The sequence below is a fragment of the Mycobacterium sp. NGS29 genome (assembly GCF_059812965.1).
In genome coordinates this window covers 159534-183671 of sequence record NZ_JCALDR010000005.1, presented here as the reverse complement: position 1 = coordinate 183671, position 24138 = coordinate 159534, and the positions used below count along the sequence as shown (strand labels likewise).

Below are 24138 nucleotides of genomic sequence, written 5' to 3'. Positions count from 1 at the left end.
CTGGGAAAGGGAAATGGCATGGGATTCATCGACAAAGCCAAGGACCTGCTGTCGCAGAACGCCGACAAGGTCGAGACCGTGATCGACAAGGCCGGCGATTTCGTGAACGAAAAGACGCAGCACAAATACTCCGACACCATCCACAAGGTGCAGGAGGGGGCCAAGAAGGCGGCCGGCCCCGGCGGCCGGCAGGGCTAGCGGCAGATGGCGAAACTTTCCGGGGCCATCGACGTCCCGCTTTCGCCCGACGAGGCGTGGCGGCACGCCTCGGACCTGACGCGGTACAAGGACTGGCTGACCATCCACAAGGTCTGGCGCAGCAAGCTGCCCGAGGTGATCGAGAAGGGCACGGTCCTCGAGTCCTACGTCGAGGTCAAAGGGATGACCAACCGGATCAAATGGACGATCGTGCGCTACAAGCCGCCGGAAGGCATGACGCTCAACGGTGACGGCGTGGGCGGTGTGAAGGTCAAGCTGATCGCCAAGGTCGCACCCAAAGACGACGGGACCTCCGTGGTCAGCTTCGACGTGCACCTCGGCGGCCCGGCACTGTTCGGACCGATCGGCATGGTGGTGGCTGCGGCACTGCGCAGCGACATCCGGGACTCGCTGCAGAATTTCGTCCGGGTGTTCACCCGTCCCGACCCGGGTATGAACGGCGATCGAGTCGCGCAGCGCTGAGCTGTCGATGAGTTTCCGGGTCGGGCCGAGTCACTACTTGCGACCCCCAACCGACCGAGGAGGAAACTCGTGCCAACCCGTACCGACGCCCCGCTGGGCGCCCCCTGCTGGATCGACCTGACGACATCGGACGTCGACCGCGCCCAGGACTTCTACGGCACCGTGTTCGGCTGGACCTTCGAGTCCGCCGGACCCGACTACGGCGGTTACATCAACGCCGCCAAGGACGGTCGCCCGGTAGCGGGCATGATGGCCAACAACCCGGAATTGCAGATGCCCGACACCTGGGCCACGTACTTCCACACCGCCGATATCCAGGCCGGCGTCGCGGCGCTGAAGGCCGCCGGTGGCCAGGGATGCCTGGAACCGATGGAGGTGCCCGACCAGGGCTTCATGGCCGTGGGCACTGACCCGTCGGGGGCGACCCTGGGTTTGTGGCAACCCCTCGAGCACCGCGGTTTCGAGGTGATCGGCGAGGCCGGCGCTCCGGTCTGGCATCAGTTGACCACCCGCGACTATCGCGCCGCCGTCGACTTCTACCGCGAGGTCTTCGGCTGGCACACTCAGCAGGAAAGCGACACCGACGAATTCCGTTACACCACCGCGTGGTTCGGTGATCAACAGCTGCTCGGTGTGATGGACGGCGCTGCGGTCCTGCCCGCGGGCACGCCGTCGCAGTGGAGCATTTTCTTCGGCGCGGAGGATGTCGACAAAACCCTGCAGATGGTCGTCGACCAGGGTGGGGCGGTGGTGCGGCCGGCCGAGGACACTCCCTACGGGCGACTCGCCGCTGTCACCGACCACACCGGTGCAGGGTTCAACTTGTCGTCGCTGCAGGGCTGACACCCGGCGGCGCGGATCGCGTCAGATAACCTCGCACCCATGAGTCGCCGCCCGCGCCCCGGCTGGATGGTGGCCTTGTGTGCCGTGGTGCTCTCGGCCAGCACCTGGATGCCGTGGTTGACGACGAAGGTCAACGGCGGCGGCTGGGCGAACGCGATCGGCGGCACCCACGGCAGCCTGGAGCTGCCGCGCGGATTCGGCGCCGGCCAGCTCATCGTGTTGCTGGCCTCGGCGCTGTTGGTGGCCGGTGCGATGGTTGGCCGGGATTTGTCGGCGCGGGCGGCTTCGGTTGCAGCACTTGTGATTTCATTGCTCATCAGTGGCTCGCTGGTGCTTTACTACCAGCGCAATGTCAGCGCGCAGGTATCGGCCGAGTACGGGCTCTACGTCGCAGCGGGCGCTGCTGCCGGCGCGGTGGTGTGCGCACTGTGGGCGGTGGTCGCGGCGACGTTGGGGGGTCGGTCCGAACGGTAGTCCGGCGGTGACATCACCGATTCGCAGGAGAACCCGACGAGGCTCACAGCCCGATCGCTGATGCTGCCGACTCCACATCGTCCCACCGGCGGAGTTCCGCGCCGGCCACCCACGTCGAATGCGTGCCGCTGGAAACACGTTCGGGCAGTGCGAGTTTGCAGACGGGTCCGGCGCTGACCCGGGCCGCGTCGAACACCAGGCAATACGATGCGTCGGCGTTCATGTCGGTTGTCAACGTCACCAGGTACCCGTCGTCCTCACCGGCACCGCCCACCCGTGGTGCCATGGCGGTTTCGCTGCCGTACACACCGTCGCCGAAGTCGAACCGCTCCTCATTGCCGGTACGCAGATCGTGTTTGACCAGCCCGTCGAACAGGAACCAACCGGGTTTGCCGCTGGCCGCATACACGTAGCGGTAGTCGCGGGTCAGGTAGTCGGCGTTGATCATCCCGAACTCGGTGATCGACTCGGACAGCGGACCTTCCCGCACCTGGCCGGTGACCAGATTCAACCGCCACCGGTGTAGGCGGGCCTCCATGCGATCCAAGGCGAGGAAGCGAAACAGTTTCTCCCACTTGCCGCTTGGCCCGGCACCGCTCTCCAGCGGTTGCGGAGACCCTTCGAAGAAGCCGTCCAGCACGATCTCGTCGCCGTCCTCGTAGGCATTGGTGAAATGCAACACGAACGTCGGGTCGGCCTCGAACCAGCGGATGTCGGCAGTGTCGCCGCGGCGTGGTATCACGGCGAACCGCGACGGCATGTCCGGGTAGAAGCGCGGCAGGTGGACCTGATGCTCGAGCAACCGGGGATCCCAGAACAGCGGGAAATCGTTGAGGATGGCGTAGTTTTCGGTAAACGCCATGTCGTGCGGGAGCCGCGGGCCGGGCAGCGGGATGTCGACGTAGTGAGCCAGATCGTTGTTCGCGTCGACCACGCCGTATCGCAGATACGGATCCTGCTTGCTGTAGTTGAAGAACAGCAGTTCGCCGGTGGTGCTGTCCACCTTGGGATGTGCCGACACCCCCCAGTCGGACGGGAAGGCGCCGTTCCAGTTCTCTTTGCCCAGCGTGTTTCCCGAGCGGGGGTCCACCCGGTACAGGTCACCGCACTGGTAGAAGCTGGTCAACGCGACGCCGCGGTGCACGATCACATCGGTGCTGGACGCGTCTTTCATCAACCCCCTTGCACCCCAACCCGTTTCCCGCTTGGCGAACTGCACCGGCTCTGCCAGTCCGGGCCAAAGCGGTTCACCCGCTTCATTTTCTGCGAGGAATCCGGTTGTCTTGATGAACCGGTTGCGGTAGAAGGCGGTGCCGTCGCGGAACCCCACGACGTGCAGCATGCCGTCGCCGTCGAACGGGTGATAGGTCTTGAACGCCGGGTGCAACGGATTCTCGGTGTTACGCAGATAGATGCCGTCCAAGTCGCGGGGAATCGCACCTTCGACCACAGTCAGGTCGTCGGCATCCCATTCGGTGGTCTGCGGTCGCCACGGACCCGTGCGGTACGGGTGGTCATCGTCCTCGGGCAGCGTCGACAGATATTTCCCGACGATGTCCACATCCATCGTCAAACGCCTCTGCTGACAACGAAACTGACCGTGGTAGCGGTGCTGCCCCCGAAGTTGAGGGTGCCGAATCTCCGCGCGCCTTCCACCTGGTAGTCGCCGGCTGCGTCGCTGACCTGTTTGGCGGCGTCCAGCAACATCCGCACCCCGGACGCCCCGACCGGGTGCCCCCCACCGATCAAGCCGCCACTGGGGTTGATCGGCAGCCGGCCACCGATCTCGATGTCACCGTTCTCGATCGCCTTCCACGATTCACCCGGCCCCGTCAGCCCGATGTGGTCGATGGCCAGGTATTCGCTAGGTGTGAAGCAGTCGTGCACCTCGAACCCGTCGACCTCGTCGAGGCTCACCTGTGCGCGGCGCAGCGCGTCGAGCACCGCCGACCGCACGTGCGGCAGCACGTAGGGATCCTCGGCCGCACGGTCCAGCTTCTGCCGCAGTCCCAGGCCGACGGTGCGATGCCCCCAGCCGTCGATTCGCCCGATCGGCCGGGCCGACGGGTGCTTGCGCAGGTAGGCATCGTTGACCAGCACCACACCCGCGCCACCGTCGGTCATCTGGCTGCAGTCGAACCTGCGTAACCGGCCCTCGGTCACCGGGTTGGATTCGTCGTCGTCGGTGATCGGGTTCGGGACGGCCCAGTCGCGGGTCTGGGCGTTCGGATTGCGACGCGCATTGGCGAAGTTGAGTTGGGCGAGTGCCCGCAGATGCGTGTCGTCCAACCCGTACCGCCGGTCGTATTCATCGGCGACCTGCGCGAACATCGAGGGCCACAGGTAGCGCGCCCCGGCCCCTTCATGCCCGGTCCAGGCCGCCGCGCCGAGATACTGCGCGGCGGTATCGCCCGGAACGGTCTTTTCCAATTCCAGCCCGACCACGAGCGCGGTGTCGTAGGCCCCGGATCGCAGGTCGGCGATCGCCGCTAGGGCGGCGATGCTGCCTGAGGCGCACGCGGCCTCGTGCCGGGAGGCGGGTGTGTCCCACAGCCCGTCGCACACCGTGGCCGGCATGGCACCCAGGTGGCCCTGGGCGGCGAACATCTCGCCGAATGCGTTCCCGACGTGCACGACGCCGATGTCGGCCGCCGTCAACCGCGCCGCAGCCAGCGTGGCGCGCACCACCTCGGCGGTCAGGGCGGCGAAGTCACGCCGCTCCCGGGTGAGGTTGCGAGCGAAGTCGCTCTGGTAGCCGCCCAGAACCCACACGCCGGTGACACCGTCCATACCGGCACGGTACTCCCGCGTGCAGGACCTGATCGGGGCTTCGCCCGACCCGACGAAGGGGCCGAAAATTAAAGCGGTCCCGTCGGCTCTCGGGCTGAACCGACGGGACCTCGGTGGGCATATTGGCCGGCCGATATGCCCACCTCTTTTGGGTCATTGCCAGCAATGTCGATTGACAAACATGTTGGGTGATTTCTCTGGCTAACGAACTCGCATCGGGGTGCCGGTGCAGTTGGTCTGCCGACCTTCGAGGCGGAACGCTGGTATCTGCTGCTATGGCAAGGGATTACGCGTGTCCGCCGAGGGCGACGGTCAGCTCCAGCACGGTGCGGGGGTCGCTGAGCCGGTCGCCGTACAGTTCGCGAAGTTGGGTCATCCGATAGCGAACGGTCTGGGCGTGGACGAACAGATCGGCGGCCATCGCCTCGCGCCGACCCTGGTTCAGCACCCAAGAACGGAGCGTCTCGGTGAGCCGTGCGGCGGTGTTCGGCGACAGCCCGGACAGCGGTGCCAGGACGCGGGCGCTGAGATCGTCAGCAGCTTCCGGGTCGGCGCCGAGCACGATTTCCACCAGGTGGTCGTCGGTGTCGACCGCGGTGTGGGTGCTCACCAGCGTGCGGGCCTGCAGCGTGCGCTGGTAGGACACCTGGACGCGATGCCACGGTCGCGCCGGCCCCACCACGGCCCTGCGGTTCGTCACCGCCGACAGCAGGTGACGTCGCTGGATTCCCGCCATGTCTGGCACCAGCAACACTGCCAGGGCTTCTGACCTGTCCACCCCGGGCAGGTCCTCGGACAATTGCAGCGTCGACTGGCCGAACTGCGCGGCCAGACCGCGCGTCTGGGTCTGCGGCAGCAGCACGGCTGTCAGCGTGTCGGCCGGCTGCCAGCCCGCCATCTCCGCGTCGGCGAGCAGCGTCAACTCGGGTTGGCCGACCAGCAGATCCTGGGCCAGCCGTTCGAGGTAGCGCTGTCGAACGCGTCCCGATGTCGCCAGTTCGTCGGCGTGGCCGGACACGCTGGACGCGGACAGTTCGTCGATGTAGGCGAACACCAACTCGGCGAATCTGGCGATAGTGTCTGCGGGCACACCGGCTGCCACTGCGGTCGTGGACAACTCGCGCCAGGCCACCCGCGCGCCCACCCGGAAAGCTGACAGCAGGGCATCGATCGAGCGGCCCTGGCGCGCCTCCCCGCGACCGAGCTCATAGGCACCATCGAGCGCGGGCGACAGCGGCGGACCGGGATCGGCGTCGTCTGCCCGGGTCGCGAGGCGCAGGAAGACGCCCAGCGAGGTCTGCACCGCGTCCTCGATGTTCTGGCCCATCCGCCCGCTGAACGCGCGAGCATAACTGGGCACTTCAATGGTGATCGCTGTCACTGTTCGCTCGGCCATGGCCGGCAACGTCGCTTCCAACGCTCTGACCACGGGCTCGTCCAGGTGCAGCCCGGTCAGCCGGGGGGACAGATCCGGCAAGATTGTTCCTTTCGAACAAATATGTCCTGAATATTCATTCAGGTGAGTCAAGACTTTACATCTAGGCACAACGACGATGGAGTCATGACAATCACGGCGCTTCGACCCAACGTCGGCGGTGCATTGCGTTCGCGGGTGATGAAGTTTGCCGAGCGGATCGCGATGCCGCTCGCCACGCCGCTGGTCCCGGCCGATTACCTCGACGTCATCGACCCGCTCCGCTCGGCTACGACGCTGCGGGGTCGGATCGTCGCGATCAACCCAGAAACGCGCGACGCCGCCAGCCTGGTGATCAAGCCCGGTCGGGGCTGGCGCCCGCACCTGCCCGGTCAGTACGTGCGGGTCGGGGTCGATGTCGACGGCGTGCGACAGTGGCGGGCCTACTCGCTGACCTCCACGATTCACCGGCGGGACGGCTGCTTCGCGATCACCGTGAAGGCCATCCCGGGTGGCGTCGTCAGCAACCATCTGGTGCGGCGCGCCACCGTCGGCACCGTCATCCACCTCGACCGGGCTGCCGGTGATTTCACCCTCGGCGATCGGCCGCCCGCCAAGATTCTGTTCCTGACCGCGGGCAGCGGCATCACACCGGTGATGGGGATGTTGCGCAACATGGCCGACGTCGGTGACGGCAGCCCCGACATCGTGGTGGTGCATTCGGTACCCACGGCCGACGACGTCATCTTCGGCTGGGATCTGCGGATGCTGGCGCGGCAGGGCCGAATTCGCTTGGTGGAGAGGCACACCGACACCGACGGAAAGCTGGACGTGGCGCGCTTGGCCGAGGTGGTCCCGGACTTATCCGAGCGCCACACCTGGGCGTGCGGTCCAGCCGGGTTGCTCGACGCGATCCAGCAGCGTTGGGCCGCTGACGGGATCCCCGACCGGCTGCACATCGAACGATTCCGCCCGGCCGTCGTCGCCACCGGAGAAGGTGGCACCGTCACATTCGCCAAGAGCGGCAGGGTCGTGCAGGCCGACGGTTCCCAGACGTTGCTCGACGCCGGGGAGCGGGCCGGAGAGCTGATGCCTTCCGGGTGCCGGATGGGCATCTGCTTCGGCTGCGTCGTCCCCCTCAACAAGGGTGCCGTACGCGATCTGCGTAACGGCGCGATCACCATGGCCACCGACGACGGCGGCGACCCCGGATCCCGGGTGCAGGTCCAGACCTGCGTGTCAGCTGCCGCCGGCGCTTGCGAGCTCGAACTTTAGAGGAGCCAATATGACTGTGTCCCAGACCGACCCGACCGCTCACCTGTCCGACCGCGACATCGAGGAGCTGGGCCGCGAACTCGACGCGATCCGCGAACACATCCTGGCCAGCCGCGGCGAACGGGACGCCGCCTATATCCGCCGGGTCATCACCGGTCAGCGCAGACTCGAACTCGCCAGTCGCGCAATACTGTTGTTCTCGTTGTTTCCGCCGGCCTGGGTGATCGGCACGGCCGGCCTGGCGATTTCCAAGATCGTGGAGAACATGGAAATCGGACACAACGTGATGCACGGACAGTGGGATTGGATGCGTGATCCCAAGATTCATTCCACCACCTGGGAATGGGACAACGCATCGCCGGCGTCCATGTGGAAGCACTCGCACAACGAGGTGCACCACACCTACACCAACGTGCTGGGCAAGGACCACGACCTCGGTTACGGCATCATGCGGGTCGACGAGAATCAGCGGTGGAAGCCGTTCTACTTGGCCCAGCCGTTGTGGAACTTCATCAACGCCTGCCTGTTCCAATACGGGATCGCCGCTTACGATCTGGAGATCGGCAAGTATCTGCAAGGCCGCAGCGACAAGGACGAGTTCCGCCGCCAGGGCAGGCAGGTGCTGGCCAAAGTGCGCAAGCACCTGACCCGCGACTATGTATTGCACCCGCTGTTGTCCGGACCCGCAGCGGTGACGACGTTGACCGCAAACCTGACCGCCAACCTGATCCGCAACTGGTGGACCCATTCGGTGATCATGTGCGGGCACTTCCCGGACGGCGTGCAGACCTACGAAAAGTCGTCCATCGACGGCGAAACCCACGGTCAGTGGTACCTGCGCCAGATGCTGGGTTCGGCGAACATCAGCGGGAATGCCTTCCTGCACTTCATGACCGGCAACCTGTCCTTTCAGATCGAGCACCACCTGTACCCCGACCTGCCCAGCAATCGCTACCAGGAGATCGCACCGAAGGTGCAGGAGTTGTTCGAGCGTTACGGGCTCACCTACACCACCGGTAGCCTGCCGCGTCAGGTGGCGTCGGCGTGGAAGAAGGTCTTCAAGCTCTCGTTGCCCAACGATTTCCCGCGCCGAGCAGTGCGGACCATCGCCGGCGAGTTGAACGTCGGCAGTCCGCGTCCGGTCGGTCGGGCCGCCTAGGTCGACCCTGAGGTCGAGGAAATACCTGCGACGAAAACACAAGGGTGGCTTATGATTTCGTCCCTGGGCTAGCGAGTTCGCCAGGCGGCGGTGTTTCACCGGACGGCATCACCGGGTATGCATCGGTAATGCCGCAGTCCAAAACCCGGGAGTCCGGGTCGCCGCCGCGTGGGCTGACGCTGGGCTACACCGCGGTTCTGGCGCTGATCGCCGGCTTCGTCAACGCGGTGGCGTTGCTGATCCTGGCCTTCCCGGTGGGCAATCTCACAGCAGTAACGACCCAGCTGGGCATGAAAACCGCCAACCCGTGGCTCTACGAGGGCTACATCCTGGCCGCCATTCTGGTCGGATTCCTGGGCGGCGCCACGCTCGCGGGGGTGCTGCTGGCGCCCACCCAGGCTCTCACCGGTCGACGGCATGCCGTGTTGCTCATTCTCGAGGCGGTGCTGCTGGTGCTCGCCGTGGTGGGGGTGGAGTTGCGCCCGATCAAAGATTTCATTGCCGCGACCCCCATCGAGCCCGCGTCCGTGCAGGCGATGCTGGCGGCCGCGGCACTCGGCCTGCAGAACGGTTTGACATCGAGCATCCGCGGAATGTCGGTGCGCACCACCCATTTCACCGGAACCGTGACCGACCTCGGGCTGCTGCTCGGCCGCAGTCGCGAGCACGGAATCGACAAGTGGAAGGCGGCGATCCTGTCCACCACGCTGTTGCTGTTTCTCGCCGGTGGCGTGATCGGGCTGCTGTTCGGCGCCCGGATAGGCGTGCACGCCCTGCTGATACCGGCGGCCTCCTGCGTCGCGGTAGCGGTCGCCAGCGTGCTGTACAGCCGCAGTTATCGCGATGACCAGCGCGACGACGCCGTCGAATCGGTCCCGGCCAACTGAGCGGACCGGCTGTGACAATGCTTACCTACCGCAGGCCGGGCGTGGGCAATCGTGATAGCGTGCAGTTAACCGTCTGACGTGCCAATCGCCTGCGCGTCGTAGACCGTTCTCTCGCTGGCGAAACTGGGTTTATCCAATCATCCAGCCCTCGAAGCTTTGAACGTAGTTGCCGGGCAACCGCTTCGGCGCTATTGCGGCGATCGATTTTGCCCACCGGCAATCTCGCCACCTCGGTCCGAACCGAAGACTCTGAAAGCACTCTCCTATGACGACAACTCCATCCTTCGCCGACCTCGGTGTCGGCGAGCCGATTGTCCGCGCGCTCGCGGCCGGCGGCATCACCACTGCGTTTCTCATTCAGGTTGCGACGCTTCCCGATACGCTGGCCGGTCGGGACGCGCTCGGTCGCGGCAAGACCGGAAGCGGTAAGACACTGGCCTTCTCCATTCCGCTGGTGGAGCGAGTGGCCCAGCAGCGCCCGTCCCGCGGACCACGAGGACTGGTGCTCGCGCCCACCCGGGAATTGGCCTCCCAGATCGCCGCGGTCCTCGAACCGTTGGCAGCCGCACACCGACTGAAGGTCACCACGATCTTCGGTGGGGTGCCCCAAGGCCGGCAGGTGGCAGCCCTACGGGGCGGCATCGACATCGTCGTCGCGTGCCCGGGCCGACTCGAAGACCTGATGAAGCAACGGCTGGTCAGTCTCGATGCGGTCGCGGTCACGGTGCTCGACGAGGCCGACCACATGGCCGACCTGGGTTTCCTGCCGGCCGTCACGCGCATTCTGGCCGCGACGCCGGCGGACGGCCACCGGATGTTGTTCTCTGCGACGCTGGACAACGACGTCGACAAACTCGTCCGGCGATTCCTCCGCAACCCGGTGACACACAGTGTCGATGCTGCCGACTCGCCGGTACCAGCCATGACCCATCACGTGTTCCACGTCGACGGCGTGACAGCCAAAAGAGAGCTCGTGCATCGACTTGCCTCCGGCAACGGCCGCAGGGTGTTGTTCATGCGGACCAAGCATCAGGCCCGGAAACTGGCCAAGCAGCTCACGGAGGCCGGCGTGCCTTCAGTTGACCTGCACGGCAACCTGTCTCAGCCTGCGCGGGACCGCAACCTGGCAGCTTTCACCACCGGCGCGGCGCGCGTCCTGGTGGCCACCGACATCGCAGCGCGGGGCGTGCACGTGGACGCGGTGGAACTCGTCGTGCATGTGGATCCGCCCGCCGACCACAAGGCCTATCTGCACCGCTCCGGTCGTACCGCGCGCGCCGGCAACGCCGGCGACGTGGTCACCGTGGTGCTTCCTGAACAGCGCAGAGAACACCAGTTGTTGATGCGTAAGGCGGGTATCGACGTACGGCCGCAACAAGTCACCGTTGATTCCGCGCCGGTGCATGCCCTGGTGGGTGAGGTTGCCCCGTTACGGCCGTTCGTTCCGGCGGCACCGGTGGCAGTGCAGACTCCCAAGAGTGGTGGGTCCCGCAGGCGGCGGTCCGCGACTCCGCAGCAGCGCAGGTCGCCGCATCGTGTCCAGGGGACGGTGAGTACCGAGGCGGTCAGCCGTCAGGGCGCTCGGCGGCGTCGGGCGGTGCGTCCGCAACAAGCCCGGTGAGGCGCGGACCTCGACACGTTAGCGCCTGTCGCGCAACGCGATACCGACATTTGGTGCCCCCGGCAGGATTCGAACCTGCGACACCGGCTTTAGGAGAGCCGTGCTCTATCCCCTGAGCTACGAGGGCGGGGCGACCGTCGGACTGGCGGCAAACGCCCGACTGATCGATTTGCGTTGCGGCACTCCGCGACGTTCGCGTCGCGGCGTGCGGCCTCAGCGTACCGCCAGCGGGCGTCGTAGCGCTGCCGGGTCGGCGCAGCCCGTCCCCACCTCAGACACCGCCGGCGACGAACCGGGCCGGTTCAACCGACGGTGATCGCGCGTGTCACCGCGGCGGCGACCTCGTCGTCGGTGAGCGTGCTGCGTTCGATCAGCGTGTGTGAAAGCACTGTGCGAACGATGATTTCGGCCGCCTGCATGGCCGGCAATAAGGGACGCGGGTATTCCGTGGCGGCAATCGCCGGGGCCACGGTGGCAGCTACCGTCTGGACGACGTTCAGCCTCGCGTCGCCGATCCGAAGCACTGCCTGCAGCAACCAGTGCGGTTCGTGGTCGCGCACATAGCTGAAGGCGGCGTGGTCTCGCAGGTACCGCAGCGCCGCAAGGACGGTCGACGAGACTATCGTCATCGGATCCGCGTCCGTACCGACCCTGGTCATCACATCGACGGCCATGTGCTGAATTTCGTGCTGGGCCACCGCGGAGATCAATCCGTCTTTGTCGCCGAATTCGCGATAAGCGGTGGCGCGGGAGACGCCCGCGCGCGCAGCCACCTGGCTCAGGGTCAGGGAATCGATGCCGCTTTCGGCGATCAATACCAGCGTCGCCTGTCGCAGGGATTCGGACGAACGGGTTGAGGCCATCACCGGTATTTGTACCGCAGGACACCGGTGGCGGACTGTTGACGGCCACTCCTGCTGAGACTAACGTCGACATCAGTCTCAGTAACTAGCAGCGAGGAGTCTGCCTGGTGGTCAACTCGACGCAGACGCCCGACCTCGACCTGACGGACTTGCCGGCGCTGCGCCGCTACCTGGCGTCGCTGTCACCAGGTGAAAAGGCGCAGGCCACCGACCGACTCGCAGCGCTGTCCAGCGCAGACCTGCTCAGTCTCGGCGTCAGCGAACCGCAGTACACCGAATACGACTACCAGGTGGAGGACGTCGAGGGGACCATCCCTCCGGACCTGCGTGGCACCCTGTACCGCAACGGTCCCGGACGCTGGGAGGACCACGCCGGCCGACCACTTCACCACCTCTTCGACGGCGACGGCATGCTCTCCGCCTTCACCATTGGCGACGGCGGTGTCCACTATCGAAACCGCTACGTGCGTACCCGCCACTACCGGGGCAGGTCCGGAACCACCCATCTCGGCACCGCAGCGCCGGGCGGTTGGCGAGCGAATATTGCGAAGACGCCACCAAACCTGGCCAATACCAACGTGATCGAGCATGCCGGGCACATCTATGCGCTGTGGGAGGGCGGCGCTCCCTACGAGATCGATCCCGAATCGTTGGAGACGGTCGGGGTATGCCGATTCGACGGGCAACTACGCCCGATGGCGACGTTCTCGGCGCATCCCAGCGTCTGTCCGGACAGCGGTGACATGTTCAACTTCGGTGTCGAATTCCTGCCGCGGCCGCACCTGCGCATCTACCGCGCCGATCCGCGAGGTGCCCTGCGACATGAGCGATCGGCCCGGTTGCCCTATCTGGCGATGGTGCACGATTTCGCCATCACGCAGCGCTACCTGGTCTTCCTGGTTTCGCCGATAGTCGCCAATCTGCTGGACATCGGGTTGGGCCGCAAGCCGATCGGCGATGCGTTGTGTTACCGGCCGGAACGGGGAAGCGCCTTCATCCTGGTGCCGCGCGACGGCGGCCGGATCCGTCACATCGACACACCGGCGGTGCTGCAATTTCACCTCAGCAACGCCTACGACGACGGCGACGACGTCGTCGTCGACGTCATCACCTACGAGAACCCGCGCCTATTGCGTAGCATCGCGCGGTTCCAGACCACGCCGCTGCGTGGGTCGCCGTCGGAATTCACCCGGTTCCGTCTCACCAGGTCGGGCCGCGTCATCCGAGATAGGTTGAGCAACAGCGTCTGTGAGTTTCCGCGTCACCATCCGGACCGCGAGGGCCGCCCGTACCGCTACGCATATCTCAACACCCGCCGGGAGCTGTCGTCGCTGTACGACTCCGTCACCAAACTCGACCTCGACGACGGTACTGAGACGACGTTCACCGCCACCGGGCCCGGAAACAGTTTCTGCGAACCGGTTTTCGTGCCCCGTCCGCAGGCGGACAGCGAGGACGACGGCTGGTTGTTGACCGTCGAGTACCAGGCCGGTCAACACGTGTCCCGGCTGGTCATCTTCGACGCCAGGGACCCCGGCCGTGGCCCGATCGCCAGCGCCCAACTCACCCAGCACATCCCGCAGGGATTCCACGGCAACTTCGTGCCGCGGCGGCGCCCAGCGTGAACGGCGCGCCGCCGACTCGGCGTGTCGTGCCGCGATATCCACGGTCGGGGACGGCGGTCATGGCCGTGCAGCGTCAGCGCAATTCGTCGATCACCTTGGAGAAGTTCTCAATGTTGTTGTCCTGCACGGTAATAGACGTGATTCCGTAGATATCGCGGTATTGCCGCAACGTGTCGGCGATCTCGCGTGGCGACCCGCTGAGCACTGAGGGCAACGCCAGCAGTTCTTCGTCGGACAGGCCCGGTGTGTACCGGCGCGTCATCGCCAAGTCGGGTTGAGTTTCGCCGTCCCGAGGCATCGACGTGACCGCCAGATTCAATTCCAGCGAGTCGAAGCGGTCGCCGGCCGCGGCACGGACGAACTCGACCCGTTCGGCCAACGGGTCCTCGACATCGCGCACCCGGGCTCCGGTCAGCCCGATGATGTGCGCGTGCCGCGCGGCCAACGTCAACACCCGGTCTCCGTTGCCGGCGATCAGGATAGGCATCTGCGGGTGGTGCTCGCTCAGATACCTCGTCATGTGCCCGAGGTAATCGACCCGTGCCCCGGCACTGGGATACGGCAACTCGGCGGCCTCGAATTCCTCTCGCACGTAACCGGTTCCGAGGCCCACCTCGAGCCGCCCCCCGCTGATCAGATCGAGCCCACCCAGGTCGCGCGACAACAGGGCGGGCTTGTAGAAGGCGGCATTGAGCACGTACATACTCAACCGCAGCCTGGTGGTGACCATGGCGACCGCGGTCAACGTCGGGAAGGGTGCTGCGGCGCCGAGGTGATCTGGCACACAGAGGATGTCGAATCCGTTATCTTCGGCACGCCGGGCGGTGTCCACCAGCGCATCGCGGGACTTGAAGAAACGCATGCTCAACCCGAAGCGAAAATCCTTGGCCACCAATAACCTCCATCTAGTCCGAAGAAACCTGGCGCAGGAAGTCGATCCAATGTTGCGGCAGGCCGTGGTGGACGGCGCCGTCGAGGATGCGCGGCAGGTAGCCCTGCCGCGGCGGGCCGGTCGTCACCCGCGGGTCGATGTACACCCAGGCCGGTGCCGGTCCGCCGCGGGTCTGCACGGTCAGTCGGTCCCGCCGGTAGCGCACCGGCACTCCTTCGGCGCTGTCCAGGCGCGCCAGGTCATAGTCGGACAGCCACCACAGCACGCCGTGTACTTCGCCGCCGGCCCGCGGCTCGACGGTGGCCACTCCGCGTTCGTTGATCAACCAGTTGTGGTCGCACAGCACTGCCGGCTGTGCGCGGCCTGCGTCGGGACAGCGTGCCGCCATCTGCTGTACGCACAGGTTGGATCCGTATGCGAAGTAGGGGTGCCGGCGGACCGGCATTCAGCCGGTCACCGTCAGATAGATCAGCACCACGTTGAGCAGACTAATCATCGTTGCGACCACCCAGCCAATGACGGTGGTGACCCGGTGGTTGACGTCGACACCCATCAGCCCACGGTCGGCGGTGAGCCTGACCAGGGGCAGCACCGCGAACGGGATGCCGAAGGACAGCACCACCTGGGAAAGCACCAGGGTGCGGGTGGGGTCGACGTGCAGCGCGAGCAGTGCGACCGCGGGAGTCACCGTGACGAGGCGGCGCACCAGCATCGGGACCGACCAGTTCAGCAAACCCTGCATGATCATCGCCCCGGCGTAGGCGCCCACCGACGAGGAAGCCAGACCGGAGGCCAGCAGCCCGAGGGCGAACAGCACGGCGATGCTCGGGCCCAAGGTGTCGCGGACCGCGGCGTAGGCGGCGTCGATGGACCCGACGTCACCGTGGCCGCGCATGTTCAACGCGGCCACCAGCAGCATGGCGGCATTCACCCCGCCGGCGATCACCATCGCCACACCCACGTCCCAGCGGGTGATGCGCAGAATCCGGCGCCGGGGCGGGCCGGGGTCGGGTTGGCCGTGCCGGTCGCGCGCCAGTCCGGAGTGCAGGTACACCGCGTGCGGCATCACGGTGGCGCCCAGGATGGCTGCGGCCAGCAACACGCTTTCGGTGCCCTGGAAGCGCGGCACCAACCCGGACAGCACGTCGGCGGCCGGCGGGGTGGCGACGAAGAAACTGGCGGTGAAGCCCAGCGCGATCACCAGCAACAACCCGGTGATGACCACCTCGAAAAGGCGCTGGCCCCGTCGGTCTTTGATCATCAGCAACAGCAGGGAGATCACGCCGGTGATCAGCCCACCGAGCGGCAACGGCAGACCGAACAGAATGCGCAACGCGATGGCCCCGCCGATCACCTCGGCGACATCGGTGGACATGGCCACGATCTCAGCCTGTGCCCAGAACACCAGTCGGGCCGGCCGCCCCATCCGCTGGCCGATCGCCTCGGGCAGCGAGTGCCCGGTCACCAGGCCGAGTTTGGCCGAAAGGTACTGGACCAGCCCGGCCATCACGTTGGCCGCGACGATGACCCACAGCAGCAGGTAGCCGAACTGGCTGCCCGAACTGACATTGGCGGCGACGTTACCCGGGTCGACGTAGGCGATCGCGGCAACGAACGCCGGACCCAGCAGGTACCAGCTCGCCTTGCCCGGGGTGGTTGTTACCTGCGCCAACTCACCACCCCTTCTTGATCCACATGACCGAATAAAAAAGTGAGGGTATCCGAAACCAGCCGGGCGTAGCCAGCGGCCGGGCTGGCCCGGGTTACCCGTCACAGGTCCGGGACTGGGATCTCCAGGTTGGGGAAGGTCAGACCGCCGTCCACCTCCAGCGTCTTGCCGGTCAGGAAGCTGCCGGCTGGTGCGGCCAAATAGACTGCGGCAGCGGCGATGTCGAGAGGATCGCCGAGCCGGCGCAACGGTGTGGCCTGCTCCATCGGCGTACGTAGCTCGTCGTTTCCGGCCACCACGTCGAGCGCTGAAGTCAGGATCGACCCGGGCGCGATCGCGTTGACCCGGATGCGCGGGCACAGGTCCAACGCCGACAACCGGGTGTAGTGCGACAGCGCGGCCTTGGCGGTGCCGTAGGCCGCGAAACCGCGGCCGGCCAGCCTGCCGATGGCTGAGGTGATGTTGATGATGCTGCCGCCACCGGAGTGCTCGAGCATCAATGGCGCCGCGGCAACGGTGAGCGCATGCGCGGTGGCCACGTTGAACGTGAAGGCGTCCCGGAGATCCTTTGTCGAGGTGGTCAGCAGCGTGTTGGGCATGCTGCCGCCGACGTTGTTGACGACGATGTCCAGTTTCCCGAACGCGTCGATCGCCTGTGCCGCCAACTGCGCGGTGTCCTCGGGGTGGGCGAGGTCGGCGGCGACGACATGCGCGCGGCGACCCACGGCGCGGACCTGCTCGGCGACCTCGTCGAGTTGGGACTGAGTCCGTGAGGCGATGACGACATCGGCTCCGGCTTCGGCGAACGCCAGTGCGATGGCCGCACCCAGACCGCGTCCGGCGCCGGTGATGACGGCGACCTTGTCGTCGAGGCGGAAGCTGTCGAGGATCACTGCGGTCTCGTTTCACTGTCGGCCGCCACGGCGGGCTCGCCACCACGTCGGCGGAGTTCTGTAACAGGTTCTAGTTTCGCACAGCGGCTCGGACCGGCGGCCGGTGGCGCGGTATCGGGCGTTCGGGCTGCCAATACCGTTGCGGCCCACAACAACCGGCGTCACAGGTGAAGATGACGTGGCCGGATACCGAGGATCGGGAATCATCGACTCTTTCACCCTGCGTAACCTGTTGTTAATGTAGCTGAAAGGCTGCAATGAAAGGGGTTATTGCGAGCCGCGACGGGTGGGCGGCATCTGATATGTTTCATCACTACCGTTAGGAACTGGATTGAAACTCAACCGATTTGGTGCCGCGCTGAGTGTCCTGGCCGCAGGCTCACTCGTGTTGTCGGCGTGCGGCAGCGACAATAACAACGCAGGCGGGGGAGGCCAGAGCTCGTCCTCGGGCAACGTCAGTTGCGGCGGGAAAAAGGCGCTGAAGGCCAGCGGTTCCTCCGCGCAGAACAACGCGATGACCCGCTTCGGTAAAGCCTTCGAAACGGCATGTCCCGGCCAGACCCTGAATTACACATCCAACGGCTCGGGCGCCGGCATCAGTGAATTCAACGGCAACCAAACCGATTTCGGCGGTTCGGACTCGCCGCTGAGTAAGGATGAAGCGGCCGCGGCGCAGCAGCGGTGCGGATCCCCGGCGTGGAACCTGCCGGTGGTGTTCGGGCCCATCGCAGTCACGTACCACCTCGACGGCGTGAGTTCGCTGAACGTGGACGGGCCCACCCTGGCCAAGATCTTCAGCGGCGAGGTCAAGACCTGGAACGACCCCGCGATCGCTGCGCTCAACTCGGGGACCAACCTGCCGGCCACCGAGATCCACGTCGTCTTCCGCAGTGACGAGTCAGGAACGACGGACAACTTCCAGCGTTACCTGGACGCTGCTTCCAACGGTGCCTGGGGCAAGGGCGCCGGCAAGGCATTCAAGGGTGGCGTCGGTGAGGGTGCGGCCAAGAACGACGGCACCGCACAGGCGGTCAAGACCACCAACGGTTCGATCTCCTACGTCGAGTGGTCGTTTGCTCAGGCCCAGCAGCTGAGCATCGCCAAGATCATCACGTCGGCGGGTCCGGATCCGGTCACCATCGGCACCGAATCGGTCGGCAAGACGATCGCCGGAGCCACGATCGCGGGCCAGGGTAACGACTTGGTGCTGGACACGATCTCGTTCTACCGGCCGACCCAGCCGGGTTCGTACCCGATCGTGCTGGCCACCTACGAGATCGTCTGCTCGAAGTACCCTGATGCTCAGGTCGGGATGGCGGTGAAGGCCTTCCTGCAATCGACCATCGGTGCCGGCCAGAATGGCTTGGCGGACAACGGGTATGTCCCGATCCCGGACTCGTTCAAGCCGAGGTTGTCGACCGCCGTCAACGCCATCTCCTGAGCTGAGTTGACATGACCACAGCCCCGCTGGCAAAAGAAGCGCTAGCGGAGGTGAACGCTCGCGCGGCGCGGCGGGCCGACCGTCTGTTCAAGTCGGCCGCCGCGGCCGCCGGGTCCACCATCGTGGTGGCGATCGTGCTGATCGCGGTATTTCTGTTGATCAAGGCGATTCCGTCGCTGCGGGTGAACACGGTGAACTTCTTCACCAGCGCGCAGTTCGACACCGCCAGCGACCGCAAACTGGCGTTCGGTATCCGGGACCTGTTCATGGTCACCGTGCTCAGTTCGGTCACCGCGCTGGCGTTGGCGGTGCCGATCGCCGTCGGCATCGCGGTGTTCGTCACCCAGTACGCGCCGAACCGGCTCTCCCGCCCGTTCAGCGCCATCGTGGATCTGCTGGCGGCGGTTCCGTCGATCATCTTCGGGTTGTGGGGCATCGCCGTACTGGCGCCCTATTTGGAGCCGATCGCGAGGTTCCTGAACCGGAATCTGGGGTGGCTCTTCCTGTTCAAGCAGGGCAATGTGTCGCTGGCCGGCGGTGGCACGATCTTCACCGCGAGCATCGTGCTTGCCGTGATGATCCTGCCGATCGTGACGTCGGTGTCGCGCGAGGTGTTCCGGCAGACACCGCTGATGCAGATCGAAGCCGCGCAGGCGCTCGGTGCCACGAAGTGGGAGGTGGTGCGGATGACCGTGCTGCCGTTCGGTCGAAGCGGCGTGGTGGCCGCCTCGATGCTGGGGCTGGGCCGCGCCTTGGGAGAAACCGTCGCGGTGTTGGTCATCCTGCGTGCCGGTGCCCGCCCGGGCAACTGGTCGCTGTTCGACGGCGGCCACACGTTTGCCTCCAAGATCGCCTCGGCGGCAGCCGAATTCAGCCGGCCGCTGCCTACCGGTGCTTACATCTCCGCGGGTTTTGCGCTGTTCGTGCTGACCTTCCTGGTCAACGCCGCCGCTCGCGCCATCGCCGGCGGAAAGGTCAACGGATGAGCCAGCTCAGCGCCGACGCGCTCGAGCGGCCGGTCAAGGCCGTCGTCTTCCGCCCGTTGAGCACCGCGCGTCGGGTCAAGAACTCTGCGGCGACGGTCTTCTTCTTTGCCTCCTTCCTGATCGCCCTGGTGCCGTTGATCTGGTTGCTCGGGGTAGTGGTCATCCGCGGCTACTACGCAGTCATCCGTCCGCAATGGTGGACCCATTCGTTGCGCGGTGTGCTGCCCGAAGAGTTCACCGGGGGCGTCTACCACGCCCTGTACGGCACATTGGTGCAGGCCGGGATGGCCGCCGTCATCGCGGTGCCGCTCGGGCTGATGACGGCCGTCTACCTGGTGGAGTACGGCACCAGCCGGCTGGCGCGGGTAACCACCTTCATGGTCGACGTGCTCGCCGGGGTGCCCTCGATCGTGGCGGCCCTGTTCATCTTCAGCCTCTGGATCGCGACCCTGGGATTTCAGCAGAGCGCATTCGCCGTGTCGTTGGCGCTGGTGCTGCTGATGTTGCCGGTGGTGGTGCGCTCCACCGAGGAGATGCTGCGGCTGGTCCCCGACGAACTGCGCGAAGCCAGCTACGCGCTGGGCGTTCCGAAGTGGAAGACGATCGTGCGGATCGTGACTCCCATCGCCATGCCCGGCATCGTGTCGGGCGTGCTGCTGGCGGTCGCCCGGGTGATCGGGGAGACCGCGCCGGTGCTGGTGCTGGTCGGGTACGCCCGATCGATCAACACCGACATCTTCAGCGGCAACATGGCCTCGCTGCCGCTGCTGATCTACACCGAGCTCACCAATCCCCAGCGCGCCGGATTTCTGCGGGTCTGGGGAGCCGCGCTCACCCTGATCATCATCGTTGCGGTGATCAACGTGGTAGCCGCGGTGGTGCGGTTCCTTTCCACCAGGCGAGCCTGATCGGTCACTGCGCGATGCGCAGCACCCTGCCGTTGCCGCGGTCGGCGACGTAGACGTTGCCCTTCTTGTCCACCGCGACCGACAACGGCGTGTTCAAACCGGTGAACGGCAACTCCACCGATGTGGTGGCGCCGGCGGGGAGTTTCAGCACCGTGTTGTTGTCGTGGTCGGTGACGTAGACGTTGGCGGCACCGTCGACCGCGATCCCCCACGGCGCGGTCAACCCGGTGAAGGGCAACTCCACCTGGTTGGTGGTCCCCGCATCCAACCTCAGCACTCGATGGTTGTCGGTGTCGGTGACGTAGATGTTGCCGTCGCTGTCCACCGCCACCCCGTCGGGGCTCTTCAACCCGTTGAACGGCACCTCGACCTGCTCAGTGGCACCGGCCGGCATCTTCCACACCTTGCTGCTGCCGCGGTCGGCGACGTAGACGTTGCCCTGAGCATCGATCGCCACACCTTCGGGGTAGCTCAGGCCCTTGAACGGCACCACCACCTGGTTGTTGGAGCCGGCCGACAACGACACCACCCGGTTGTTGAAGTCGCTGACGTAGACCTTCCCGGAGGCATCCACCGCGATGCCCTGGGGTTCGTAGAGCCCGTTGAACGGTTTGACCGTCGGTGAGGACGAGCCTTCGGGCAACGTCACCACCTTGCCGTACATGGTCTGGTTGGTGACGTAGACGGCGCCGCTCGGGTCGACGGCAACCCCGCCCGGCGCGAACCGGAAATTCAGGCCGTTGAACGGCATCACGACCTGGCCTTTGGCCTGCCCCGAGTCGCCGCCCGCCCCGCCGTCGTCCTTTCCGAACAGCAGGAACCCGGTGACGGCCGCCACCACCAACAGGACCGCGGCCGCCGCCGCGCCGATGATCAGCGGCTTGCGCGACTTGCCGGCCGGGGGTGGCGTCGTGGTGGCATGGGGGCCGGACGGTTGGTGGTACGCAGGCGGGCCGCTCTCGCCGCGTCCGGCGGCGGCTCCGGGCTGGCTTGCCCAGCCCGCTCCCACCGGGGCGGCCTGCGTGAACTGCTCGGAGTTGCCGGCCGGGGCGGGAGGCCAGCCGCCGGCATTCGACGGCAACGGCTGGGCCATGGTCTGGTCCCCGCTGTGATACTGGGCGGCCGGCAACCGCTGGGTGTGATCGCCGCTTTGGAACGGCGGAACCGGGGTCCGCAGTGTCTGATCGCCGGTGGGGAACGGCGGAACCGGGGTGCGCTGGGTTTCTCCTCCGGTGTGGTAGCCGGGGGCAGGTGAGTGCATGGTCTGCGCACCCGACGACTGCGGAACTGCGCCGCTCTGGCTGTTCCAGCCGCCGTTCAAACTCGGGTCCACGACCGGCGCGATCAGCGTCTGGTTGTCGCCCTGCCGCAGGATGGTGGCTTCCTGGCGCTGCTCGGGCGTGGTGAGCGCGTCGTGGGCGGCGCTGGCCAGATCCCCGGCGGTCAAGTAGCGCTCGTTGGGGTTCTTGGCCATGCCCTTGGCGATCACCTGGTCCAACGCCTCCGGCACGCGACCCGGCCGCAGCACGCTGGGCCGTGGCACCGGCTCCATGAGATGCGAGGCGATCAGTCGTTCGACGCTGTCCGCCCGGTAGGGGGGTGCACCCGTCAGACACTCGCCCAGCACACAGGCCAGCGCATAAATGTCAGCCCGGTAGGTGACCTCGTCGCTGGTGAACCGTTCCGGGGCCATGTAGTTGTAGGTCCCCACCGCCATCCCGCTCTGCGTCAGGCCCGGGTCGTGGGCGGCGCGGGCGATGCCGAAGTCCACCAGGTAGGCGAAGTCGTTGTTGGCGATCAGGATGTTCTCGGGTTTGACATCGCGGTGGGTGATGCCGCTGGTGTGGGCGGCGTCCAGCGCGGCGGCAATCTGCTTGACGATAGCCACCGCCCGCGCCGGGGTCAGCGGGCCGTACTGGGTCAGCATTGAGCGCAGCGACACCCCGTCGATCAGGCGCATCTCCACATAGAACTGACCGTTGATCTCGCCGTAGTCGTGGATCGGCACGATGTGCGGCTCGGTCAGCCGGCCGGCGGTGTCGGCCTCGCGCTGCATCCGGGCGGTGAAGACCGGGTTGTCGGAGTAGGCCGTCGAGATCAACTTGAGCGCGACGACGCGGTGTTTGCGGGTGTCCTCGGCCTCGTACACCTCGCCCATGCCGCCGCGACCGATGAGACGCACCAACTGGTAGGGCCCAAACTGCGACCCCACCCGCGATTCCGACCCGGTACTGGTCACCGTTCGCTGCTCCCTTCCCCGGCCACCCGGCGGCGTGACCGCTACGGCAGCGACGACATTCGGACGCGGTCAGCGCAGGTCGCACCCAAACTGATGGTTAACACACGGTAAATCCTAGGAGAGCAGGCACACAACACAATCTCGGGACTCGACGTGAATTTCGAATCACGAGTGCGTAACGGACCCGGACAATGCCGGCGGCGGGGCATGGCGCCGACCATGGCCGACATACGCGGCAGATGGCCAAAGCCGTTCGGATGCAACGTCGTTGAGCCGGGGTCCGTCGCCGCGGTGGCCGATCACGCGATCGCGTTGACGACCGGCACCAGTTTCGAGCGGAACGATTCCGGCAGCGGGATGTAACCGTATTCGTCCAGACCGACTTGGCCGTCGCCAATTGTGGCCTGCATGAACGCCTTTACCGCTTGCCCGGTGGGGGTGTCGGGGTACTTCGAGCACACGACCTCGTAGGTGACCAACACGATCGGATAGGCACCGGGTGTCGTCGGCAGATAGAACGACGAGGTATCCACGATCAGGTCGCGCTCGTCGCTGCCGGGCTTGAACTTGACTCCACTGATCGTCTTGCCGACCGTCTCCGCGCTGATCGACACCGGCTGGGGGCCGGCCGAGGTGATGATCTGGGCCTTCCTGAGCTGGTGGCCCTCGGCGAAGGACCACTCGTTGTACGTGATCGAACCGTCGGTCTGCTTCATGGCCTGCGAGGTGCCGTCGTTACCGTTGGCGCCTTCGCCGACGCCGCCGTTGAACACCTGACCGGCGCCTTTGCCCCAGGCGCCGTTGGACGCCGCGTCCAGGTACTTCTGGAAATTGTCCGTGGTGCCGGACTTGTCGGCACGGAAGACGACGTGGATGGGCGTCGCGGGTAGGGCGGTGTTGGTGTTCAGCGCCTTGATCGCGGGGTCGTCCCACTTGGTGATGGCGCCGTTGAAGATCTTGGCGATGGTCGGACCGTCCAGGCTGAGCGAACTGACGCCGTTGATGTTGTAGGTGACCGCGATCGGGCCGAACACGACGGGAATGTCCCAGGCCGGCGAACCGCAGCGTTCCCGCGCGCGGTCGGGCTCACCTTTGTCGGCGTTCATCGGGGAGTCGGAACCGGCCAAATCGGTCTGGCCGCCGATGAACGATGCCATCCCGGCGCCCGACCCGTTGGCGTTGTAGTCCAGGGTGTGACCCGGACACGCGTGAATGAACGCATAGACGAACTGTTCCATCGCGTTCTTCTGTGCCGTGGATCCTGCTGCCAGAATCTTCTTCTTGCCGCCGCAGTCCACCGGTACGACGGGAGTTGCCGAACCCGACGACGTCGCCTTGTTGGAACTGCCGCCACAACCGGCGAGCAGCAGTGCGCTGACCACCAGCAAGCTGAGTGCGACGCCAGATCGGGTGAACTTCACGGCAACTCCTCTGCAGACTCAGGGCCGGCAGCACGCGACGGGCTTATGTGAACAGCC

General features: G+C 66.0%; 21 protein-coding genes, 1 tRNA gene and 1 pseudogene. 12 read left to right on the top strand and 11 right to left on the bottom strand.

From position 1 onward, the window contains the following. Positions 1-18 precede the first annotated feature (18 nt). The 4 genes from AC5Y5Z_RS09255 (at position 19) to AC5Y5Z_RS09240 (ending at position 1998) form a co-directional block, all read left to right on the top strand. Complete coding sequence (locus AC5Y5Z_RS09255) at positions 19-198, top strand: antitoxin (protein WP_463827352.1); 180 nt, start codon at positions 19-21, stop codon at positions 196-198. A 6-nt stretch (positions 199-204) separates the two neighbouring features. Beyond that, positions 205-681: a type II toxin-antitoxin system Rv0910 family toxin gene (locus AC5Y5Z_RS09250; protein WP_463827353.1), complete on the top strand. Its 477-nt coding sequence runs from the start codon at positions 205-207 to the stop codon at positions 679-681. 69 nt (positions 682-750) lie between these two features. Continuing rightward, positions 751-1524 (top strand): VOC family protein, encoded by a 774-nt coding sequence (locus AC5Y5Z_RS09245; protein ID WP_499924779.1) that lies wholly within the window; start codon positions 751-753, stop codon positions 1522-1524. Between the two features lie 39 nt (positions 1525-1563). Continuing rightward, the gene (locus AC5Y5Z_RS09240; RefSeq protein ID WP_499924777.1) at positions 1564-1998 is read left to right on the top strand and encodes a hypothetical protein; all 435 of its coding nucleotides are present in this window, start codon (positions 1564-1566) and stop codon (positions 1996-1998) included. Positions 1999-2041: 43 nt separating this feature from the next. Here the strand turns inward: AC5Y5Z_RS09240 and AC5Y5Z_RS09235 are convergent, their stop codons facing one another. The 3 genes from AC5Y5Z_RS09235 to AC5Y5Z_RS09225 form a co-directional block, all read right to left on the bottom strand. Beyond that, positions 2042-3565, bottom strand: a complete 1524-nt coding sequence (locus AC5Y5Z_RS09235; protein ID WP_499924775.1) for a carotenoid oxygenase family protein — start codon at positions 3563-3565, stop codon at positions 2042-2044. A gap of 2 nt (positions 3566-3567) precedes the next feature. Further along, positions 3568-4788 carry an acetyl-CoA acetyltransferase gene (locus tag AC5Y5Z_RS09230; RefSeq protein ID WP_499924773.1) on the bottom strand — a complete coding sequence of 407 codons (1221 nt, stop codon included), beginning with the start codon at positions 4786-4788 and terminating at the stop codon, positions 3568-3570. Positions 4789-5074: 286 nt separating this feature from the next. Then, positions 5075-6265: a PucR family transcriptional regulator gene (locus AC5Y5Z_RS09225; RefSeq protein ID WP_499924772.1), complete on the bottom strand. Its 1191-nt coding sequence runs from the start codon at positions 6263-6265 to the stop codon at positions 5075-5077. Positions 6266-6349: 84 nt separating this feature from the next. Between AC5Y5Z_RS09225 and AC5Y5Z_RS09220 the strand changes: the two genes are divergently transcribed. From AC5Y5Z_RS09220 to AC5Y5Z_RS09205, 4 genes are all read left to right on the top strand, one after another. Continuing rightward, the gene (locus AC5Y5Z_RS09220) at positions 6350-7477 is read left to right on the top strand and encodes a ferredoxin reductase (protein WP_499924770.1); all 1128 of its coding nucleotides are present in this window, start codon (positions 6350-6352) and stop codon (positions 7475-7477) included. Between the two features lie 10 nt (positions 7478-7487). Continuing rightward, positions 7488-8636, top strand: a complete 1149-nt coding sequence (locus AC5Y5Z_RS09215) for a fatty acid desaturase family protein (protein WP_499924768.1) — start codon at positions 7488-7490, stop codon at positions 8634-8636. Between the two features lie 128 nt (positions 8637-8764). Further along, positions 8765-9523, top strand: coding sequence for a YoaK family protein (locus AC5Y5Z_RS09210; protein WP_499924766.1), 759 nt, complete (start codon positions 8765-8767; stop codon positions 9521-9523). A 265-nt stretch (positions 9524-9788) separates the two neighbouring features. Further along, positions 9789-11144: a DEAD/DEAH box helicase gene (locus tag AC5Y5Z_RS09205; RefSeq protein ID WP_499924764.1), complete on the top strand. Its 1356-nt coding sequence runs from the start codon at positions 9789-9791 to the stop codon at positions 11142-11144. Positions 11145-11195: 51 nt separating this feature from the next. On the opposite strand, the gene AC5Y5Z_RS09200 is transcribed toward AC5Y5Z_RS09205, so the two are convergent. Both AC5Y5Z_RS09200 and AC5Y5Z_RS09195 read right to left on the bottom strand, forming a co-directional pair. Then, positions 11196-11271: transfer RNA gene (locus tag AC5Y5Z_RS09200), tRNA-Arg, on the bottom strand. Between the two features lie 175 nt (positions 11272-11446). Then, entirely contained in the window at positions 11447-12007 is a 561-nt protein-coding gene (locus AC5Y5Z_RS09195; RefSeq protein ID WP_499924762.1) for a TetR/AcrR family transcriptional regulator, read from the bottom strand. A 107-nt stretch (positions 12008-12114) separates the two neighbouring features. Between AC5Y5Z_RS09195 and AC5Y5Z_RS09190 the strand changes: the two genes are divergently transcribed. Further along, positions 12115-13632: a carotenoid oxygenase family protein gene (locus AC5Y5Z_RS09190; protein ID WP_499924761.1), complete on the top strand. Its 1518-nt coding sequence runs from the start codon at positions 12115-12117 to the stop codon at positions 13630-13632. A gap of 73 nt (positions 13633-13705) precedes the next feature. Here AC5Y5Z_RS09190 and AC5Y5Z_RS09185 read toward each other — a convergent pair whose 3' ends face one another. The 4 genes and pseudogenes from AC5Y5Z_RS09185 to AC5Y5Z_RS09170 form a co-directional block, all read right to left on the bottom strand. After that, positions 13706-14524, bottom strand: a complete 819-nt coding sequence (locus tag AC5Y5Z_RS09185; RefSeq protein ID WP_499924759.1) for an LLM class F420-dependent oxidoreductase — start codon at positions 14522-14524, stop codon at positions 13706-13708. 31 nt (positions 14525-14555) lie between these two features. Then, positions 14556-14969 (bottom strand): annotated as a pseudogene (locus AC5Y5Z_RS09180) (gamma-glutamylcyclotransferase family protein); the annotation flags it as partial. Continuing rightward, complete coding sequence (locus tag AC5Y5Z_RS09175) at positions 14970-16229, bottom strand: Nramp family divalent metal transporter (RefSeq protein ID WP_499924958.1); 1260 nt, start codon at positions 16227-16229, stop codon at positions 14970-14972. A 65-nt stretch (positions 16230-16294) separates the two neighbouring features. After that, complete coding sequence (locus AC5Y5Z_RS09170) at positions 16295-17086, bottom strand: SDR family oxidoreductase (RefSeq protein ID WP_463827366.1); 792 nt, start codon at positions 17084-17086, stop codon at positions 16295-16297. Positions 17087-17417: 331 nt separating this feature from the next. Here AC5Y5Z_RS09170 and pstS (AC5Y5Z_RS09165) point away from each other — a divergent pair, with 331 nt between their 5' ends. The 3 genes from pstS (AC5Y5Z_RS09165) to pstA are packed head-to-tail and all read left to right on the top strand — an operon-like array spanning position 17418 to position 20421. Next, on the top strand, positions 17418-18527 hold the full coding sequence (pstS, locus tag AC5Y5Z_RS09165; protein WP_463827367.1) for a phosphate ABC transporter substrate-binding protein PstS: 1110 nt from the start codon (positions 17418-17420) through the stop codon (positions 18525-18527). An 11-nt stretch (positions 18528-18538) separates the two neighbouring features. Then, positions 18539-19513, top strand: a complete 975-nt coding sequence (gene pstC, locus AC5Y5Z_RS09160) for a phosphate ABC transporter permease subunit PstC (protein WP_463827368.1) — start codon at positions 18539-18541, stop codon at positions 19511-19513. Continuing rightward, positions 19510-20421: a phosphate ABC transporter permease PstA gene (pstA, locus tag AC5Y5Z_RS09155; protein ID WP_463827369.1), complete on the top strand. Its 912-nt coding sequence runs from the start codon at positions 19510-19512 to the stop codon at positions 20419-20421. Before pstC ends, pstA begins: the two co-directional genes overlap by 4 nt. Before the next feature lie 4 nt (positions 20422-20425). On the opposite strand, the gene AC5Y5Z_RS09150 is transcribed toward pstA, so the two are convergent. Further along, complete coding sequence (locus AC5Y5Z_RS09150) at positions 20426-22660, bottom strand: serine/threonine-protein kinase PknD (RefSeq protein ID WP_499924757.1); 2235 nt, start codon at positions 22658-22660, stop codon at positions 20426-20428. A 299-nt stretch (positions 22661-22959) separates the two neighbouring features. After that, positions 22960-24081 carry a phosphate ABC transporter substrate-binding protein PstS gene (gene pstS, locus AC5Y5Z_RS09145; RefSeq protein WP_463827371.1) on the bottom strand — a complete coding sequence of 374 codons (1122 nt, stop codon included), beginning with the start codon at positions 24079-24081 and terminating at the stop codon, positions 22960-22962. Positions 24082-24138 lie beyond the last annotated feature (57 nt).

Bases quoted from the DNA above. Each gene is read 5' to 3' on its own strand.
- AC5Y5Z_RS09255 (WP_463827352.1), top strand. From the start codon at position 19: ATGGGATTCATCGACAAAGCCAAGGACCTGCTGTCGCAGAACGCCGAC.
- AC5Y5Z_RS09250 (WP_463827353.1), top strand. From the start codon at position 205: ATGGCGAAACTTTCCGGGGCCATCGACGTCCCGCTTTCGCCCGACGAG.
- AC5Y5Z_RS09240 (WP_499924777.1), top strand. From the start codon at position 1,564: ATGAGTCGCCGCCCGCGCCCCGGCTGGATGGTGGCCTTGTGTGCCGTG.
- AC5Y5Z_RS09235 (WP_499924775.1), bottom strand. From the start codon at position 3,565: ATGGATGTGGACATCGTCGGGAAATATCTGTCGACGCTGCCCGAGGAC.
- AC5Y5Z_RS09230 (WP_499924773.1), bottom strand. From the start codon at position 4,788: ATGGACGGTGTCACCGGCGTGTGGGTTCTGGGCGGCTACCAGAGCGAC.
- AC5Y5Z_RS09220 (WP_499924770.1), top strand. From the start codon at position 6,350: ATGACAATCACGGCGCTTCGACCCAACGTCGGCGGTGCATTGCGTTCG.
- AC5Y5Z_RS09215 (WP_499924768.1), top strand. From the start codon at position 7,488: ATGACTGTGTCCCAGACCGACCCGACCGCTCACCTGTCCGACCGCGAC.
- AC5Y5Z_RS09210 (WP_499924766.1), top strand. From the start codon at position 8,765: ATGCCGCAGTCCAAAACCCGGGAGTCCGGGTCGCCGCCGCGTGGGCTG.
- AC5Y5Z_RS09205 (WP_499924764.1), top strand. From the start codon at position 9,789: ATGACGACAACTCCATCCTTCGCCGACCTCGGTGTCGGCGAGCCGATT.
- AC5Y5Z_RS09195 (WP_499924762.1), bottom strand. From the start codon at position 12,007: ATGGCCTCAACCCGTTCGTCCGAATCCCTGCGACAGGCGACGCTGGTA.
- pstC (WP_463827368.1), top strand. From the start codon at position 18,539: ATGACCACAGCCCCGCTGGCAAAAGAAGCGCTAGCGGAGGTGAACGCT.
- pstA (WP_463827369.1), top strand. From the start codon at position 19,510: ATGAGCCAGCTCAGCGCCGACGCGCTCGAGCGGCCGGTCAAGGCCGTC.